At 58.9% G+C, this 16,353-nt stretch carries 16 protein-coding genes; 9 read left to right on the forward strand and 7 right to left on the reverse strand.

Features of this window, described 5'->3' with window-relative positions; all coding sequences use genetic code 11:
- Positions 1-172: 172 nt before the first annotated feature.
- Entirely contained in the window at positions 173-1,216 is a 1,044-nt protein-coding gene (locus tag HB633_RS03140) for a LacI family DNA-binding transcriptional regulator (protein ID WP_213776626.1), read from the forward strand.
- Between the two features lie 24 nt (positions 1,217-1,240).
- Here HB633_RS03140 and HB633_RS03145 read toward each other — a convergent pair whose 3' ends face one another.
- The 3 genes from HB633_RS03145 to HB633_RS03155 all read right to left on the reverse strand — a co-directional run bounded on the left by HB633_RS03145 (position 1,241) and on the right by HB633_RS03155 (position 2,737).
- Complete coding sequence (locus tag HB633_RS03145; protein ID WP_255580723.1) at positions 1,241-1,729, reverse strand: nuclear transport factor 2 family protein; 489 nt, start codon at positions 1,727-1,729, stop codon at positions 1,241-1,243.
- Positions 1,730-1,741: 12 nt separating this feature from the next.
- On the reverse strand, positions 1,742-2,248 hold the full coding sequence (locus HB633_RS03150; protein ID WP_213776627.1) for a nuclear transport factor 2 family protein: 507 nt from the start codon (positions 2,246-2,248) through the stop codon (positions 1,742-1,744).
- A 123-nt stretch (positions 2,249-2,371) separates the two neighbouring features.
- A complete protein-coding gene (locus HB633_RS03155; protein ID WP_213776628.1) occupies positions 2,372-2,737 on the reverse strand; it encodes a MarR family transcriptional regulator in 366 nt (121 codons plus the stop codon).
- 261 nt (positions 2,738-2,998) lie between these two features.
- Here HB633_RS03155 and HB633_RS03160 point away from each other — a divergent pair, with 261 nt between their 5' ends.
- The 4 genes from HB633_RS03160 (at position 2,999) to HB633_RS03175 (ending at position 6,401) form a co-directional block, all read left to right on the forward strand.
- Positions 2,999-3,526, forward strand: coding sequence for a 2,4'-dihydroxyacetophenone dioxygenase family protein (locus tag HB633_RS03160; RefSeq protein ID WP_213776629.1), 528 nt, complete (start codon positions 2,999-3,001; stop codon positions 3,524-3,526).
- The gene (locus HB633_RS03165) at positions 3,523-4,272 is read left to right on the forward strand and encodes an SDR family NAD(P)-dependent oxidoreductase (RefSeq protein ID WP_213776630.1); all 750 of its coding nucleotides are present in this window, start codon (positions 3,523-3,525) and stop codon (positions 4,270-4,272) included. The genes HB633_RS03160 and HB633_RS03165 overlap by 4 nt, the downstream gene beginning before the upstream one ends.
- 77 nt (positions 4,273-4,349) lie before the next feature.
- Entirely contained in the window at positions 4,350-5,651 is a 1,302-nt protein-coding gene (locus tag HB633_RS03170; protein ID WP_213776631.1) for an MFS transporter, read from the forward strand.
- A gap of 21 nt (positions 5,652-5,672) precedes the next feature.
- Entirely contained in the window at positions 5,673-6,401 is a 729-nt protein-coding gene (locus HB633_RS03175) for an SDR family oxidoreductase (protein WP_213776632.1), read from the forward strand.
- On the opposite strand, the gene HB633_RS03180 is transcribed toward HB633_RS03175, so the two are convergent.
- Entirely contained in the window at positions 6,398-6,799 is a 402-nt protein-coding gene (locus tag HB633_RS03180; protein ID WP_213776633.1) for an ester cyclase, read from the reverse strand. The two genes, HB633_RS03175 and HB633_RS03180, sit on opposite strands and share 4 nt — an antisense overlap.
- Positions 6,800-7,030: 231 nt before the next feature.
- On the opposite strand from HB633_RS03180, the gene HB633_RS03185 reads away from it, so the two are divergent.
- Positions 7,031-8,215 carry an MFS transporter gene (locus tag HB633_RS03185; protein ID WP_213776634.1) on the forward strand — a complete coding sequence of 395 codons (1,185 nt, stop codon included), beginning with the start codon at positions 7,031-7,033 and terminating at the stop codon, positions 8,213-8,215.
- A gap of 5 nt (positions 8,216-8,220) precedes the next feature.
- Here HB633_RS03185 and HB633_RS03190 read toward each other — a convergent pair whose 3' ends face one another.
- Positions 8,221-8,466 carry a hypothetical protein gene (locus HB633_RS03190; protein WP_213777213.1) on the reverse strand — a complete coding sequence of 82 codons (246 nt, stop codon included), beginning with the start codon at positions 8,464-8,466 and terminating at the stop codon, positions 8,221-8,223.
- 67 nt (positions 8,467-8,533) lie between these two features.
- Complete coding sequence (locus HB633_RS03195) at positions 8,534-10,882, reverse strand: hypothetical protein (RefSeq protein ID WP_213776635.1); 2,349 nt, start codon at positions 10,880-10,882, stop codon at positions 8,534-8,536.
- A gap of 1,434 nt (positions 10,883-12,316) precedes the next feature.
- Here HB633_RS03195 and HB633_RS03200 point away from each other — a divergent pair.
- The 3 genes from HB633_RS03200 to HB633_RS03210 are packed head-to-tail and all read left to right on the forward strand — an operon-like array spanning position 12,317 to position 13,463.
- Positions 12,317-12,634, forward strand: a complete 318-nt coding sequence (locus HB633_RS03200; RefSeq protein WP_213776636.1) for a hypothetical protein — start codon at positions 12,317-12,319, stop codon at positions 12,632-12,634.
- On the forward strand, positions 12,607-12,813 hold the full coding sequence (locus HB633_RS03205; RefSeq protein WP_213776637.1) for a hypothetical protein: 207 nt from the start codon (positions 12,607-12,609) through the stop codon (positions 12,811-12,813). Before HB633_RS03200 ends, HB633_RS03205 begins: the two co-directional genes overlap by 28 nt.
- Positions 12,814-12,839: 26 nt before the next feature.
- Positions 12,840-13,463: a superoxide dismutase gene (locus HB633_RS03210; RefSeq protein ID WP_213776638.1), complete on the forward strand. Its 624-nt coding sequence runs from the start codon at positions 12,840-12,842 to the stop codon at positions 13,461-13,463.
- Between the two features lie 49 nt (positions 13,464-13,512).
- Here HB633_RS03210 and HB633_RS03215 read toward each other — a convergent pair whose 3' ends face one another.
- A complete protein-coding gene (locus HB633_RS03215; protein WP_213776639.1) occupies positions 13,513-16,131 on the reverse strand; it encodes a sulfite reductase flavoprotein subunit alpha in 2,619 nt (872 codons plus the stop codon).
- Between the last annotated feature and the right edge of the window lie 222 nt (positions 16,132-16,353).

Below are 16,353 nucleotides of genomic sequence, written 5' to 3' on the forward strand. Positions count from 1 at the left end.
CCGGGTGGTTTCGCCATTAATCTCGAAATTTGCTGAATCCATTTAGCAACCTATTGAAACGATGCTGAATCCATTCAGCGAACGGAGCAATTCTCGGATACCCTAATATGGCTGGCGGGCGAAGCGCGTCAGCCTTCTGCTGCAAACGGATCAAATCGACATGGAAACTCCGATGGCCCGCACTGTCACCGCACGCAAATCCACCATCTACGACATATCCAAGGCAACCGGTACGTCGGTGGCGGCGGTGAGCATGGTCCTCAACGGAACCTGGGCGCGGTATCGAATCAAGGAAGAGACGGCGAACCGCATTCTCGAAAGCGCGCAGCAACTCGGCTACGCCGTGAACATGGCCGCGCGTGGTCTGCGGCTGTCCCGCTCAGGGCTGGCCGGCATGATCCTTCCGCATTACCGGAACCGCTTTTTCGCGGGGCTGGCCGAGACTTTCGAAGATCAGGCGAGAAGCCGCGGCTTGTGCCCTATCGTCGTGAGCACCCAGCGCGATCCGGCAGTGGAATCCAGCGTCACGGAAACGCTGCTTTCGCAGCGCGTCGAAGTCCTTTTCATAACGGGCGTGCAAGACCCTTCGCCGCTCAATGCGCTGTGCGCGGCAGCTGGTGTTCCGTGCATCAATGTGGACTTGCCGGGTGCGGACGCGCCGTCCGTTGTCTCCGATAACCACGGCGGCGCTCGCGCCCTTACCGATGCCCTTATTAACAAGATGCAGGCACGCGGAGCCCCAGCCGATGAGTTGGTGTTTCTCGGGGGTATCGCGAATGAGTACGCGACAGAAAAGCGCATAGACGGATTTCGCGAGGCGTTCGCGGCACGCAATCTGACGCCAGCGGCCGACGCCGTGGAGTGCTGCGGCTATAGCGCATCCGATACCCGGCGTACGCTCGCTCGCCGCGTCGAGCGGCTCGGCCGCCTTCCTGCGGGTTTGCTGATGAACTCGATCACCGCGTTCGAAGGGCTGGTTCAGTTTGCATCGCAGTTACCTCGTGATGCATGGCAGTCGTCGGTATTCGGATGCTTCGACTGGGACCCGTTCGCCGCACACCTCCCCTTCGATGTCACCATGATGCGTCAGGACGTCGACGCCATCATTTCGGAGGCGTTCGCACTGGCCGACAACCACGACACGGCAGCGCGCCCCCTCGTGATCGTGCCGACCGGCTTCGGACGCATGCTCGACGAACATGATCAGGCTATCTAGTCACGTTTTGGTTCACGGGTGGACCTACTGCGCCACGATTGGCACTATCGATGCGATGCGCCAGCCTTCCGGCGTCCTCACCACGACTTCATAGACCAGGAACGGTACGGTCTTCGCCTTGTCTTCCGAGGCGCCTAACGTGATCTGCGTATTGGCGTAAAGCTGCGCCACATCGCTGGTCAGCGGCACGATCCTGATGCTCGCGACGTCCGGCTCGAACTTCCACACGCCTTTGAACGTCTCCTTGAAGTGATCGATAAGCGCCGGCTTGCCCCAGAACTGATAGGCACGTGCGACGAATACTATGGGATCAGGCTGCCCCGTCGGCGGCGAAGCAAACACACCCTCGAATGCGACGATGTCATGCGCGGTCGCAGCCGCTGCCTGCCGGAGGAAAACGTCCTTCACTGCTTGCCTGTCGTTATCGTCGAACGTGTGCGATGGCACGGTAGCGCAGCCGGTCACGGCAGCAGCGGCAAAAAACAGCGTGACGAGCAGGTTATGGAGTCTCATATGCTTCTCCTCTCACTCCGCCGGTACGGGAATGACCGCCGATATTTTCCAGCCAGCCGGCGTCCGGATCGCGAACTCGTTGATCAGGAAGGTTGCTGTCTTGGGCGGCTGGCCCGCAGCACCAAGCGTGACGCGCGTGGGCGCGTAGACTTGTACGGTGTCGTTATTGAGCGGAATGATGCGGATGGCGCTCTCATCGGGCTCGAGGCGCCAAGTGCCGTCAAAGGTCTTGCGGAAGTGATCGGTGACCGCGTCTCTGCCCCAGAACCGGTATGCCCGCGCCACGAACGATACCGGGTCCGCCTCTCCCGGCGCAGCCTTCGCGAACATGCCTTCGAGCGCGTCGATGTCATGGGCTGTTTCGGCCGCAGACTGGCGCAGGAACAAGTCGCGGACTGCCTGTATATCGCTCGCGGTGACCGAGGCCGCCGCGGGATTCGCAAACCCGATGGCAGTCAGCATCGAAAACGAAAGTGCAGCCACAAGAATACGACGCAAACGGCGAAATTCGGTTTTCATCACGATGGTCTCATATGCCCGTATAAGGGATTTTTTTGCGGCGAGAACACGGGGACGCTCTCGCCGCATGGTGCGTGGAATTGCGTGTTTCCCGAGCTTGATACGTTTGCCCGAGACTTTAAATCAACTGATTTCCTGATCGGCGGTCAACTCCAGCACGGCGATTCGAGCCATCACGCGCCGCATTGCCAATGCGTCTTCCTTGCCGAATTCCTGCTCGAAGTGAGCTTGCGCCTTCAGCCACAACGGTTTGCTTTGCGCCTCTGTCTTCACCCCGAGCCGCGATAACGCTACCTCGCGCTCACGCCGGTCTTCGCGCCCGACTTCAATGGTCACGAGTCCGTCGCGTTCAAGCGGACGCAAGTTATGACCCATGGTTGCGCGGTCCATCGACAATAAGTCGGCGAGCGCGGCCATGGTGATCGGACCTTTTGCGGCGAGAAAGCTGAGAATGGTGTACTGCGTGGCTCGCAAGCCGGTTTCCGCCATGCACGCATCGTAAAACCGCGTCAGCCGACGCGCGGCTTTGCGCAGTGCGGTGTTATTGCAAATGCCGGGGTTTATTGGAAAGTTGGACACGGTGCAGTGTGATCAAAGCGAAGGACATGGATCTTATTATTATGGGCATATAAGACTATTGTCAAGAAATCTAAGTGATTACCCAGGATTGACTGGATATCTCAAAATCTTTGATAATTAATCACATTGTGGACGTACGTCCATATTATGGATAAAGATAAAAGGTCGCTCATGCCAGATACTGCCAATACATATCCCGCCACCATGCCTTATCAGTTGCCCTTCCCCAAGGACGCACAGAAGGAAGTGGTCGTGCCGTTCGCCATTCCAACCGATGAGCGCGTGTGGGTCCCGCAAGCCGAGAATGTGTCGTTCCGGCCGCTTTGCCTCAACGCCTCGCAAGGTTACTGGATGAACCTGCTGCGCGTGCGAAAGTCGGGCGTCCTGAGCCGGCATCGTCATCCGCAAGGCGTTCATGGATTCGTATTGAAGGGACGATGGAAATACCTCGAGCATGAATGGACCGCGACAGAAGGAAGCTACGTCTACGAACCGCCCGGCGAGACCCATACCTTGTATGTGCCTGAAGACGTCGAGGAAATGATCACGTATTTTCAGGTGAACGGTGTGATGTTCTATTGTGATCCATACGGTAACTACACGGGCTACGAAGACGTCTTCACCAAGATCGAGATGTGCCGCAAACACTATGCATCCGTGGGCCTGGGCGAAGATTACGTGGACCAGTTCATTCGATGAACCCGCGTTCTTCATCTGCGCGCTACGACTTTACCGAACGCGTGGCAGTCGTGACAGGCGCGGCCGGAGGGATCGGCCGGGCGATCTGCGATGCGTTCAGCAAGAACGGTGCATCGGCGGTGAACTGGGACCGGATAGCAGGAGACATGGATACTCCGGACGCACCCGTGCATTTTCCAGTCGATGTCACGGACCCTGCTTCCATTGAAGCCGCGCTTGCCGCGACCATCCACGAGTACGGCCGCATCGACTATCTCGTGAACAACGCGGGCTTTGCAGGTTCCACACAGCCTCTCGATGAATGCGATCCCGAAGAATGGCAACGCGTGATCGAAGTCAACCTGCTCGGCACTTATCATATCTGCCGCATCGTGCTGCCGGCCATGCGCCGAGCGCAGAGTGGGCGTATCGTCAACATTGCGTCGCTGGCGGGCAAGGAAGGCACGGCGAACGCATCGGCTTATAGCGCGGCAAAAGCGGGAGTCATTGCAATGACGAAGTCCCTCGGCAAGGAACTGGCGCAGACCGGCATTCTGGTGAACGGCATCGCACCGGCCGCAGTGGAAACGCCCTTGCTCAAGCAGATGGCCGCGTCCCACGTTCAAACCATGATCGATAAAAGCCCGATGGGCCGGCTCGGTACAACTCAGGAAGTAGCCGCCCTCGCGCTCTGGTTATGTTCGGATTCATGCACCTTCAACACAGGCGCGACCTTCGATCTTTCCGGAGGACGCGCGACCTACTGACCGTGGGGCGAACGCGCATCATGCGCCAATAAGAAAGCAGTCATTGCTCACGACAATTCCATGCAGGAGACAAGCACATGCTACAAAAATCTTCGCGCCTCAAGCGCACGCAGGTCATCGCCGTCACCTTCCTGACCATTGCGGGTATCGTCAATTATCTGGACCGTTCCACCCTTTCCATAGCGAATCACTCAGTGAGCCAGGAGTTGCATCTCTCGGCTTCGCAAATGGGTTTGCTGTTGTCCGCATTTTCGCTCGCGTACGCGTTCGCGCAGCTTCCAGTAGGTGCCCTGCTTGACCGATTCGGTTCGCGGGCAATGCTGGGACTCGGCATGCTGGTTTGGTCTGTCGCGCAACTTGCAGGCGGCTTCATCCAGACACTCAATCATTTTCTCGTAGCGCGGATTGTCCTGGGGGTCTCGGAAGCGCCCTTGTTCCCGGCCGGCGCGAAGGTCGTCAACGAATGGTTCGCCGTGCATGAGCGCGGGCGGCCAACCGGCACTTTCGTTGCTTCATCGACCATTGCGCCGATGATCGCACCACCGCTGCTAACCGTGCTGATGCTTTCCTTCGGATGGCGAACCATGTTCATCATCATGGGCGCGCTCGGCATTTTGGTGTCGATTGGCTGGTACGTTCAATATCGGAACCGCGATGAAGTGGCGCTCGACGAATCGGAGATTGCTTATCTGGAATCGGACCATAAGGTCGAGCCGCGCGCCAAGGGCGTGAGCCTCGCCGAGTGGGGCAACCTGTTCAAGTTGCGCAATACGTGGGGCATGGTCTTCGGCTTCATGGGCGTGATTTATATGGTGTGGCTGTATCTCACATGGCTGCCGGGTTACCTCGAAAACGAACGTCATCTCAGCATTGCGCATACAGGCTGGCTTGTATCGATACCTTATGTTTTCGGGACTATCGGCATGGTATCGAGCGGCTATATTGCGGACCATCTGCTCAAGCGCGGCATGGCGCCCATTCGCAGCCGCAAGTGGCCGCTGTGCATCGGGCTCGTGGGCGCCGCCGCCTTCACGGTGCCCGCAGCTTATACGCCGAGCACCACGCTTGCCATTGTCTATATCTCGTTCGCCATGTTCTTCGTCAACATGTCGAGCGGCACGGCATGGGCGCTCGTCAGCGTCGCCGCACCTCGTCATCTGGTCGCCTCACTGGGCAGCATGCAAAACTTTGGCGGATATCTCGGCGGCTCGTTCGCGCCGATCATCACCGGTATCGTGGTCGACCAGACGCATTCGTTCGTCAACGCGCTGCTGATCAGCGCAGCAGTCGCCTTCGCCGCCGCGCTGGTGTACTTGTTCGTGGTGAAAGAGGTTACGCCTGAAACGCTGCCCGCTGCGATCGAAACACAGCCGTCGTGATTTTAATTTTCAGGACCGAACATGACTTTCAAGAATAACTTGCTCGAAGGCAAGGTGGCGCTCGTCACCGGCGGCCTGACCGGCATTGGCGCGGCGATCGCGAATCATCTTTCGCAGCTGGGCGCGCATGTTGTAGCGGCCGGCTTGCCGCTTGCAACGGAAACGCCTGACGTATTGGACGCCGCGGTGCGCAAGCTTACGCTCGACGTGCGCTCGACCGCAAACGTCAATGCTGCGCTGAAGGAATTCGACCGGCTCGATATTGTCGTGAATTGCGCGGGCGTGATTCGGCGTGGCGCCGAACACGAAGTCGATGTGTTCGAAGATGTCGTCGATATCAACCTGAACGGCACCATGCGTGTTTGTTCCGGCGCGCGTGAATTGCTCAAGGCGTCGTCGGGATGCATTGTGAATACCGCTTCCATGTTGAGCTTCTTCGGTGGCGGACTCGTACCCGCCTATAGCGCAAGCAAGGGCGCGATTTCGCAATTGACGAAGTCGCTCGCGATTGCCTACGCTGCCGACGGCATTCGCGTGAACGCGGTGGCGCCGGGCTGGATCGCCACGCCTTTGACGCAGGCGCTACAGGAAGATACGGGCCGCTCACAGGCAATTCTGGAGCGCACGCCAATGAAACGCTGGGGCGCCCCTGAGGAAGTTGCGCAAGTCGTCGCGTTTTTATGCACACCCGCTGCGTCGTTCATGACCGCAGCGATCGTGCCTGTGGATGGGGGTTATCTCGCGGCTTAAGAGGTCTTGCGCTGTAGTTGCGCCTCAATAGCCGCCTTGTCGATCACCGACCAGACCTCCACGATTTTCCCTTCCCGAAACTGATAGAAGACGTTCTCCGCGAACGTTACCGCCTCGCCGTTCACCGGAAGACCAAGAAACGTTCCCTTCGGTGTACACGCGAAGGCAAGGCGGCTCGCGATGAAAGGCGGGTCGGCGGTCAGTAATTGAATGTTGAAATGAAGGTCGGGGATTTCATCGAAATCTTTTTCGAGCATCTCGCGATATCCGCTCACGCCCAAGCGCTTGCCGTTATGGGACGCATCTTCATGAACGAACTGTCCGAGATGCGGCCAGTCCTGGTTGTTCAAACATGCAATGTAGGCCCGGTAGATGTCGGTGAGTTCGGTCTTTTCCATTCAACTCTCCTGATGGTTCTTCGAGGTCGTTAGTGGTCGCGCAACAGGAACTGACAGACGATCTTAACAACTTCGCCACACCTGGGCTGGTATCGCGTGTTAATCGTATAGCGGATCGTGTTCTGCGCCGATTGCAAGGCGCGAGAGACTATCTGAAGAACCCGCATACCCCTTTGGTAAAATGCTCGGCTTCCGCTGGCCACTTGCTTCACAACCGCTGCACGACGGTCGATGAAAATAATTCTCTCGCGCGATTTCCTCGGGCTCATATTAAGCGTCGCCGTGGTCGGTCTGGGCCTTGGCGCAACCTTGCCTCTTACGGCACTTGCGCTGACGAATGCCGGCTACGGCACCGACGTCGTCGGACTGATGACGGCCATGCAAGCAGGCGGCGGCTTGCTCGTGATACCCGTGGTCGGCCGCATCACGGGCCGGTTCAGCGCGCGCCAGATCATCATGGGCGCCGCATTGAGCGTCGCTGCAGCCACCGTACTCATGCAGTTCACCGCGCATTTGTGGCTTTGGGCGGTCCTGCGCGTGGTGAGCGGCGCGGTGCTCATGTTGCTCTTCACCATCGGCGAAGCGTGGGTAAACGAACTCGCCGACGACACCAATCGCGGCCGTCTCGTCGCGGTCTACGCGACCAATTTCACTGCCTTCCAGATGGCAGGTCCGGTCATGGTGAGCGTGATTGGCGAGTGGCACGCGACGCGATTCATCGTATGCGGTGCGGTGTTTTTATTTGCGCTGCCGGCCCTCGCGCTCGTACGTGCGGGACCGCCCGCGCACGCATCGGGCGGCGGATTTCATGCTGCTGAAAGCAACCGCGGAGCATGGCGCAATGTCGTGCCGCTGATGCCAGCCATTTTGATTGGCACAGCGTTCTTCGCGCTCTTCGATACCCTCGCACTGTCTCTCATGCCGTTGTTCGCGATGTCGAAGGGTGTCCCGGAAAATCTGGCGCTGCTATTCGGCTCGGCAGTCCTGCTGGGCGATACGCTGATGCAGTTCCCAATTGGCTGGCTCGCCGATCGCGTGGGACGCGTGCGTGTGCATATCGGCGCGGCGCTGGTTGTCATCGGCCTGTTGCCGTTGCTGCCGTGGGCGGTATCGATTGCTTGGCTGTGCTGGCCGCTTTTGTTTGTCATTGGTGCGGCGGCGGGAAGCATTTATACGCTATCGCTCGTGGCTTGCGGCGAGCGCTTTCGTGGCGCGGCGCTCGTCTCGGCGAGCGCGCTTGTCGGTGCATCGTGGAGTGTTGCCAGTTTCGGCGGTCCAATCATCACAGGCGCGTTGATGCATGCGATCGCGCCCGCTGCGTTGATCGTCGTGCTGCTCGTGTGTGCAATGGCATTTCTGCTCGCAATATTTTGGGAGCGGCGTTCACAGCCGAATACAGGCGTGATCGGTCACTGACAGATCTAAGCGGAGTCGAACGCGGCAACAACGCCTTCCAATTGCAGCGCCTGCGCTTTCAGCGATGCGCTTGCTGCCGCCGCCTCCGCCAGCGCCGCATTCTGCTGCGTCACGGGATCGAGCTGCGCGATCGCCACGTTGACGCTCAGCATCACAGCATGCACGCCGAGCGCGCCAAGATCCACCGGGTTGAGCTGAGCGCCGCCGTACTCTCGCCTCGTGCAATGGCAGTCATTTCGGCTACTCAGCAAAAAAACGCGAGGCCCGACAAATCGGAAGCCCCGCGTTCTGACATGCGCCCACATTACGCCAAACCGTCTACCTGATCAGACTCAAGTAATTGCCGCTTGGATAAGCGGTGTTCAACCACGTCGATAACCGATTCACCTGCGTCCTGTCGATTCCCTCGCCTTGCATCAGCGGAATCTGGTTCCACGTCCACGTCGGGAAGTTTTCAACCGTCCCACCCGACACCGTCCCGTGAACATAACCAATCTCGCACAGGCTTCGCATGCTCCAGCCGCAGGTCGTCTCGCCGGAGACAGCATTGGCCTGGCCTTCGCGCTGCCACGTGTTAATGTCGAAGCTGGTCGTGGTGTCCATCCAGTTCGACAAGAACGCGTTGACGACTGCCTGCTCCGTTGCGGGGTTCGTGCCCTTCCATACACCGGTCTGGCCGCCGTTCCAGACATCCAGCGGACTGCTGTCCCGGATGGTCCAGCCGCGCTGAACGTCGGTTACGCCGACGCCGTTATCCATTTCCTGCGCGCCTTTAAGCACGTACAGGAAGTTGCGGACCGGCTCGGGCCGGCCGCTGCTTTGGTACAGGTTGTTGAGCAGGCCATACGCGTATTGCCAGTCGGTCGGCAAGTGCACGTTGTGCGCGCCCGAACCCGGATTCAACAGGATCTGCAGGTAATACCACTGGTTGGCCTTTACGTAATGCGCCACGGGGCTTCCAAACATGCTGTTGGCGGCAGGGAAGCCCTGGATATGCGGCGATACATTGAAGATGAAGCGCCAGTATCCACACCAGCCGCGTTTTTCCGCCTTGGGCGCATTTTCCACATTGACCCACGCCACGGGACAATTGGTTTCCAACGAAAAGTCCTGGGCGAGTTCCCACGATTTCATTAGCTGCCATTGCGCCGTGCCGTACAGGTTCTTCTGTTGCGCGATCGTGTAGCTGCCGCTCACGCCTTCGTTCGGCGGCGCAAACCGTTCGCCGAATTCAACGCCCCAGTAATAGAGGTTGCCGAAGATATCCCCGGTTGTGCCCTGGGCGTAACTGGTGCCGCCATTGGCGAGTTGACTGCGCATGTTGTAGGTCGCCGAGCCGGTACCCTCGCCCGCGTATTCCTTATTCAAATTGCCATTCGTAAAATAGTCGCCCCATGCGTCTTTCGGATGAATGCGAGGGACCCAGTGATTCCAGTCCGGCAACTGGAAACCGACTGGGATTTCCCGAAGATTGATCTGGCCTTTGGTTGCAATCGCAGCCTTGTTCACTCCGCCCGGAAATACCGTGGCGAGCGTATCCAGGTCATTCTCCAATACCGCGTCGATACCCGCGCCACACGTCCAGTCGCTTACCGGCGCGCTATCCAGACCAGGACCTGGCTGATATGGCGGATTCCAGGGACGGCATTTCGGGCCCGGTGCCGGATAACGGCTCGCAAGACTTCTGATATAGCTGGCGATCTGCAAGCCCTGGTTTTCGCTCAGGCCGTGATATTCGCTTCGGACGACAATCGAGTTGTTCGAATAGTTGAACTTGAACAGGTCGCTTCCGCTCGCGCTATGGCAATCCATGCAATGCGCCTTGATTTGCTGCCCGGCGTTGACGGGTGAATCGATCAGCGTTGCGCTTTGCCACAAGGTTGCGCCTGCACTGATATCCGCATTGCTCGAAAGCGGCGCTGTCCATTTGGTCGGATCGTCTTGCGCGAAGCTGCTGTCGGCAATCAGCGCATTGCCTGATGCATCGAGAAAATTAAACGATAAAACCCGATACCCGGAACTCACGCCATCGGTCGAGTTGAAGCGGAAGTTGACGACGTTACTGCCGTTGATTGCGCCGGATATGGGGACATTCAGGCTGATGGTGTCGTAGCCGCCGCCAATGCCGCCGTACAGTTTTGCATTACCCAGCACGGTAACGTTTGCGTTCGTGAGGTCGATCCAGTTGCCACCGTTGACCTGAACCGAACCCTTGGCGTCGTAGGACAGGTTGTTCACGCGCATGCTCAGCGTCCTGGCCGATGCGCCGGCCGGAACCGATAGCGTTGCAGCAATGATCTTTCCGCTTCCCGCGCTCATTACTTCCAGCGGCATAATTACCGCGCCGGACGCGGTGGTGCCGGCATTGGACGGCGGCGCCAGCACCGGGATCGTTGCCGGCGGAGCACTACCTACAACGTTCGAGCCGCTCGCCGGGGAAGTCACTCCGGCCGACGATGCCGGAGATGTCGCAGCGCCGCTCGCGCCATCGGGCGTAATAGCGTTCGAACCCGACGCGCCCGCAGCACTGCCGCCAGACCCTGACGAGTTGGTAAGGCCCGCGATGGCCGTTGAATCCGAACTGCCGCCACCGCCTCCACATGCGCTGACGCCGAGGATCACGCCGCTGACCATGGAAACCAACAGTACCCGGTTGAATTTAATCATTAATTGTTATGTTGCGGAAACGATGAAAATCCCCCGCAGAAAGTCGCGGAGCCCGGTGTTTTCAAATAGACGTCTTTTCCGCGAATACCGACACTTGCATATAACGACAACTTAAAAACTAATTCGGCTCGTCACGCAATTCTTCATACAAATAAGCATCGTGAGTTTTTGTGACTTTTTATGCAAGCCGCCTTAAAGCTACCAATGCTCTTGCATTGGTTAATCTCCGTTCTGCGAAAGCCCGGAATCAAAAACACTACTGCAGCACATTTAGATGTTCGGATTGTGAAAGCCCGCATATAAAAAGTTAAGCTGGCGCTGAATTCCGCCCTAGGGACACAGAGCGACGCAATGAAAAACGGCACGCAAAGCAAATCAGCGGGTTTGCTTTTTGTAATCCTCTCAAACCATGCAAACAACAAAGTCTTTGATATACGGACGAGCCAGGTTCCATGCGATTTCCAAGCGCGTACATCATCTGGCGTGAAAAAGGACCGCGTTGACCTGGATTAGCCTGGTTCTGTATTTGATGCCGGATTGAGCCGGGAAAGACTGTCTTCGATTACTTGTTATCGGCATGTTGCGGGAAATTTAATAGTAAAAAATCCCGGTGTCAATTTGCAATAGCGGCGCTCAGACCGATAGCTCGCGTGTGCAGAAAAAGCGCCTTTCAAGTAGTTGAACGACTGGAGGTTTATTGATACACCGAAACACGTATCGATAAATCCGCTCATGGCGTAGTCATGTTTACCACGACGTTCACGAACCTGCTCCTGGAACCGATGCAGCCGCACCGCCTCCGGGAGCAAGAGTAGAAATACCTGAATCGCCGCTCTTCGAACATGCCACGCACGCAAGCGCCAACAGGGCTGATCCAATCCACCCGATCCGTCTGGCCGACATGATTTATCTGCCGTTTTGTAAAAAAATCTGGATGACTTACGAAAGGCAGCATTGACCGTTCCGGGTTTGATCTTTGCGGACCTTGTTCAAACCTCGATCAGATAACTGGAGACTTACTTTGAGACATATAGGCAAAACGGCTTGCATACTGGCGCTCACCGCCTGCTTGGCAGATAGCGCATTCGCACAGGGAACCAGCACCGGTGGAGCGCCGCCCGCCACACACTCGAGCAGCAGCGATGCCGGGAGCGGGCGATCAGCCGGTATTAAGGGCGGCGCCGGGGCGGCCGGTGAATACGGCACAGACCCCGCGACCCTGAAGAAAGAGGAAACGGCGCGGCAACAAGCCGGGAAAGGCCAGCAGCCTGGCGCCTCCGGCGCGGCGGGATCGAAGTAGACTCCTCGCTGGTAACCACTATCTAGCAGTAAAAGGCCTTTGCTGGACAGGGTTATCGAGAATGATTATTATTAACTATCCCAAGTACGCAGGCGTCCGGTCAACGAAAAGGGTGCAGAACAGGAGCCCCTTTCATGCACCAGCCACGCGTTGCGCCGTTTGCCGAAGCTGTCACGACATCCCATGATGCCAGTCTGAGTTCATGGGAGCGCGTCATGCGCGCGGCCCTTGCCGCGTCACGTGCCGCCCAGCCACTTGCCGCATTGGATGGTTATGAGCAAGCGCTCGACATCGCACGTCGTTTGATCGAGGAACCTCCCGAAGGCCGTGCCGGCGACTGTGTCGCGGCGTTCGTCGTCGCGCATCACAATCTGGCGGACCTCGAACTCGAACGTGGCCGTATGGATCACGCGGTCGCGCATCTTTGCGCCGCGCACGAAACCCCCTGCTGAAGCTTTTCGTCGATACATCCCGCAACCCCACCCTGCAGCAAGCCGCGTTGCGCCATAGCCGCGAGACGCGCGTGGCGTTGCTCAGTCATATCGCTACACAGGGTCCTCATCCGCTTATTGCGCGCACGCTCGAACTGGGCGAACGCGCGATGAACGCCGGCGCCCTCTATCCGCACTGATGCACTGACTCCAAAAGGAACCCAAAATGCCCTATACCCTTCCCCCTTTGCCCTATGCGTTCGATGCACTCGAGCCGCATATCGATGCCCGCACGATGGAAGTTCATCACACGAAGCATCATCAGACCTACGTCAATAACCTGAACGCCGCGCTGAAGGACACCGAGTACGCAGAATTGCCGATAGAAACGCTCGTCGCACAGGTAACGTCGCTGCCTGAGGCACTGCAGGCGCCCGTGCGCAACAACGGTGGCGGCCACGCGAATCACAGCTTGTTCTGGACGGTCATGTCGCCCGAAGGCGGCGGCACGCCCGACGGCAAACTCGGTCAGGCAATCACAGCCGATCTGGGTGGCTTCGAAGCTTTTAAGGAAGCCTTCACCAAGGCGGCCTTGACGCGTTTTGGCAGCGGCTGGGCGTGGCTTGCGGTCGATAAACAAGGCAAGCTGGTCGTGGAAAGCTCGGCGAATCAGGACAATCCGCTGATGACGAAACTGGCGTCCGGCAACACGCCGATCCTCGGACTCGACGTGTGGGAACACGCCTATTACCTGAAGTACGAGAACCGCCGTCCAGAGTACATATCCGCGTTTTACAACGTGATCAATTGGCCGGAAGTTGCGCGCCGCTACGCCGAAGCGCGCGCTTAACGTAATACTGCCAAGCAATTCAAGGCCCGGACGGGCCTTGAATCAAGCATCAATAAACATCCCGACGATACAACCCGTTGGCGACCATCATGCTCACGCGTTCATCGCCGAGAGCGGTACGTAGTTCCGTATCGACTGCCGGCGCCATTCCGGCAAGACTGCCGCACACCATGATCGCGGCGCCCCCGGCCACCCACGTGAAGATATCGCTGGCCGAATGCCTGACGAGATCCTGCACGTAGCGTCCGCAATCTTCGTCGCGGGAATACGCGAGGTCGATTCGCGCCAATGTGCCATCGCCGCGCCACGCATCGAGTTCATGCTTGAAGAACGCGTCGTAACGGGCGTTGCGCTCGCCGAACAACAGCCAGTGGCCCTTCGACCCGGCCGCGCTTCGTTCACGCAAATGCGCGCGCAATCCCGCGAAGCCCGTACCGTTTCCAATCAGGATCAGCGCGCGTTCGCCTTCCGGCCGATGAAATCCCGCGTTCGCCCGGATGCGCGCCTGCACTGGAGCGCCTTCCGCGGCATGGGCCGTCAGCCATCCCGAACCCACCCCAAGTTCGCCCGATGCCGTGACCAGTTGCCGGACCACGAGGTCGAGGGAACCATCGGCGGGAATGGAGGCGATCGAATAGTCGCGATGCGGCAAAGGCTTGAGGGTATCGACGAGTTCCGCGGCGCTCATTTCGCGCACGGAATCAGGCGATGGAAGAATCGCGCCGGACAAATGTGCATCGAGACGCTGACCGCGTATTCGTGTGCCGGCCTTCAAGCCGGCCGCCAATACAACGCGCGCCGCCGCAGCCGGATCATTTTGCGGATAGATCTCGACAATATCCCCCGCGGTCCAGTGAGGCGAAGATGCGGCGTTCGCCTTGAGCCGCAAATAATGAACACCGCCGCCCTGACTGCCGGGATTCAGAAGCTCGCGCCGCGCAAGCTTCCACGCCTCTACCGGCGCTTCTTCCCAGCCAGCCACGGCCGCCGCGCCAAGCTTCGATAACTGCCGGCGCCAGCGCTGCTCGCTTTCGTCGTCGCGCCCGTTCATTTCGATACGCTCGAACAACTTCCGGGCGCCGGCTTTCGTCAGCCATTCATCGATCTGACGGCCGAAGTGGCAGAAATCCGGATATTCGCGGTCGCCCAGCGCGAGCACTGCGTAGCTGAAACCGCCGCTCGGCGCGGGGCGCCCCATCATCTGCCGCACGAACGAACGGGCGCGGTCGGGCGCTTGTCCGTCGCCATAGGTGCTCACCACGAAAAGCACGCAACGGGCGGCGGCCAGCGACACGGAATCGAGCGCGGAGATGGGCAAACAGCGCGCCGCCTTCCCTGCCGATGCAAACGCGGCCGCGCTCATGCTCGCGATGCGCTCGGCGGTGCCGGTCTGGCTTGCATGAACGATCAGCAGATCGCTGTTCATGTCGTTCGCGGCTGCGCGCGTCAAAGGAACCACTGCCCCTGCCTCGCGACGCTTGCGACGCCGGCCGAGATATAGCAGCCAGCCCGTCACGGCGAAGAGCGGCATGGTCAGACTGCAAAGCATGACCACTACGCGGCCCGCAACGCCAAACACGCTTCCGCTGTGCATCGACAACATGCTTGTGCCGATCACCTTGTTGATCGGACGATTCGCGTAAAGGTCGGTGACTTTGAGCGCGCCTGTGGTTGAATCGAAGGTGTATCGATCCATGAGACCGCCGCGCAACGGCCCGTCGAAGCGTTCAATCGATACCGATTTGCCATCCCGCGAAACCGTCAACGAAGCGCGCCCGAAATCCGGGCCGACGCGTTGGACGAAGGTTTGCCAGGCGGGGTCGAAGCTTATTGCGCGGCTCGAATCCGAAGCTTTGGCCGCGCCTTCCGCGCCACGCTTCTTACGCGGACCGGCTGCACGAGGGGCATCGGCCTTCGCGTCAGCGAGCGCTTCCTTCGGCTTACGATCCGGGGCGGGCGCGCGGCGCGTCTCTTCGATTCCCAGCGCCTTGCTCGCGAGGTCGTGGTACCAGCCGTACGACCACCACAGCCCGGTCAACGCGCTCATCAGATAACACAAGACCATCCATCCGCCGATCACCGCATGCAACGACCGGTACAGATTGCGGCCCGTGCGTTTCAGATCGAGCACGAACCACGACCGCCAGTCGAGCGGCTTGCGTGGCCATCGGAGGTAAAGGCCTGAAAGCGCGAAAAATATCAGCGAGAAAGCCGCAACGCCGGTGATCTGTTTGCCGATCTCACTGTCTCTGCGTCCTTCCGTCAAAGGCAGTGCGAGGAAACGATGCAAGTCCTCGATGAACGAGAAAAAGTCGCTGCCAGCCGCTTTGCCGAGCACGTGTCCATTGTAGGGATTGGCGTAGAACGTGGCCGCGCCGGAGGGCTGGCGCACCCGGAACTGCGCGGCTCGCGCCGGATCGGCCGATAACACCAGCGGCCTGACCTCTTCACCCGGCAACTGCACGCGGATGCTCGCGAGGAGCGCGTCCGGCGTCATGAGACCGGCGCTATTTGCGCCCTTCTCGACGTGGATGGTGCGGCTGTTGAGCAACCCGGTTATCTCGTCCTCGAAGCTCATAGTGGCGCCCGTCAGCCCCATGAGCGCCAGCACCAGTCCCACTGAGATGCCGAGCAGCCAGTGCACTTGAAACAGAATTCGACGCGTCATTGCGATACCTGCAGTCCCTGCCCGGTTCCGGCGGTCATAAATAGTCTTACCGTTGGTTCAAAGCCCTGTTCCGAATTCAGGCTTACAGTTTTAAACGCGGTGTTTCAGTGCGGTTTTCGAAAACGGCTCAGGGAAAAACTCGCCGCAGCAGATGAACGCGACCGAATGGGAATGATTCTTGTTTATTTTAACGATCAGCCATCGATACACGCAACAGATTTA

The organism is Caballeronia sp. dw_276, assembly GCF_018449635.1.
In the GTDB taxonomy this organism is placed as follows: domain Bacteria; phylum Pseudomonadota; class Gammaproteobacteria; order Burkholderiales; family Burkholderiaceae; genus Caballeronia.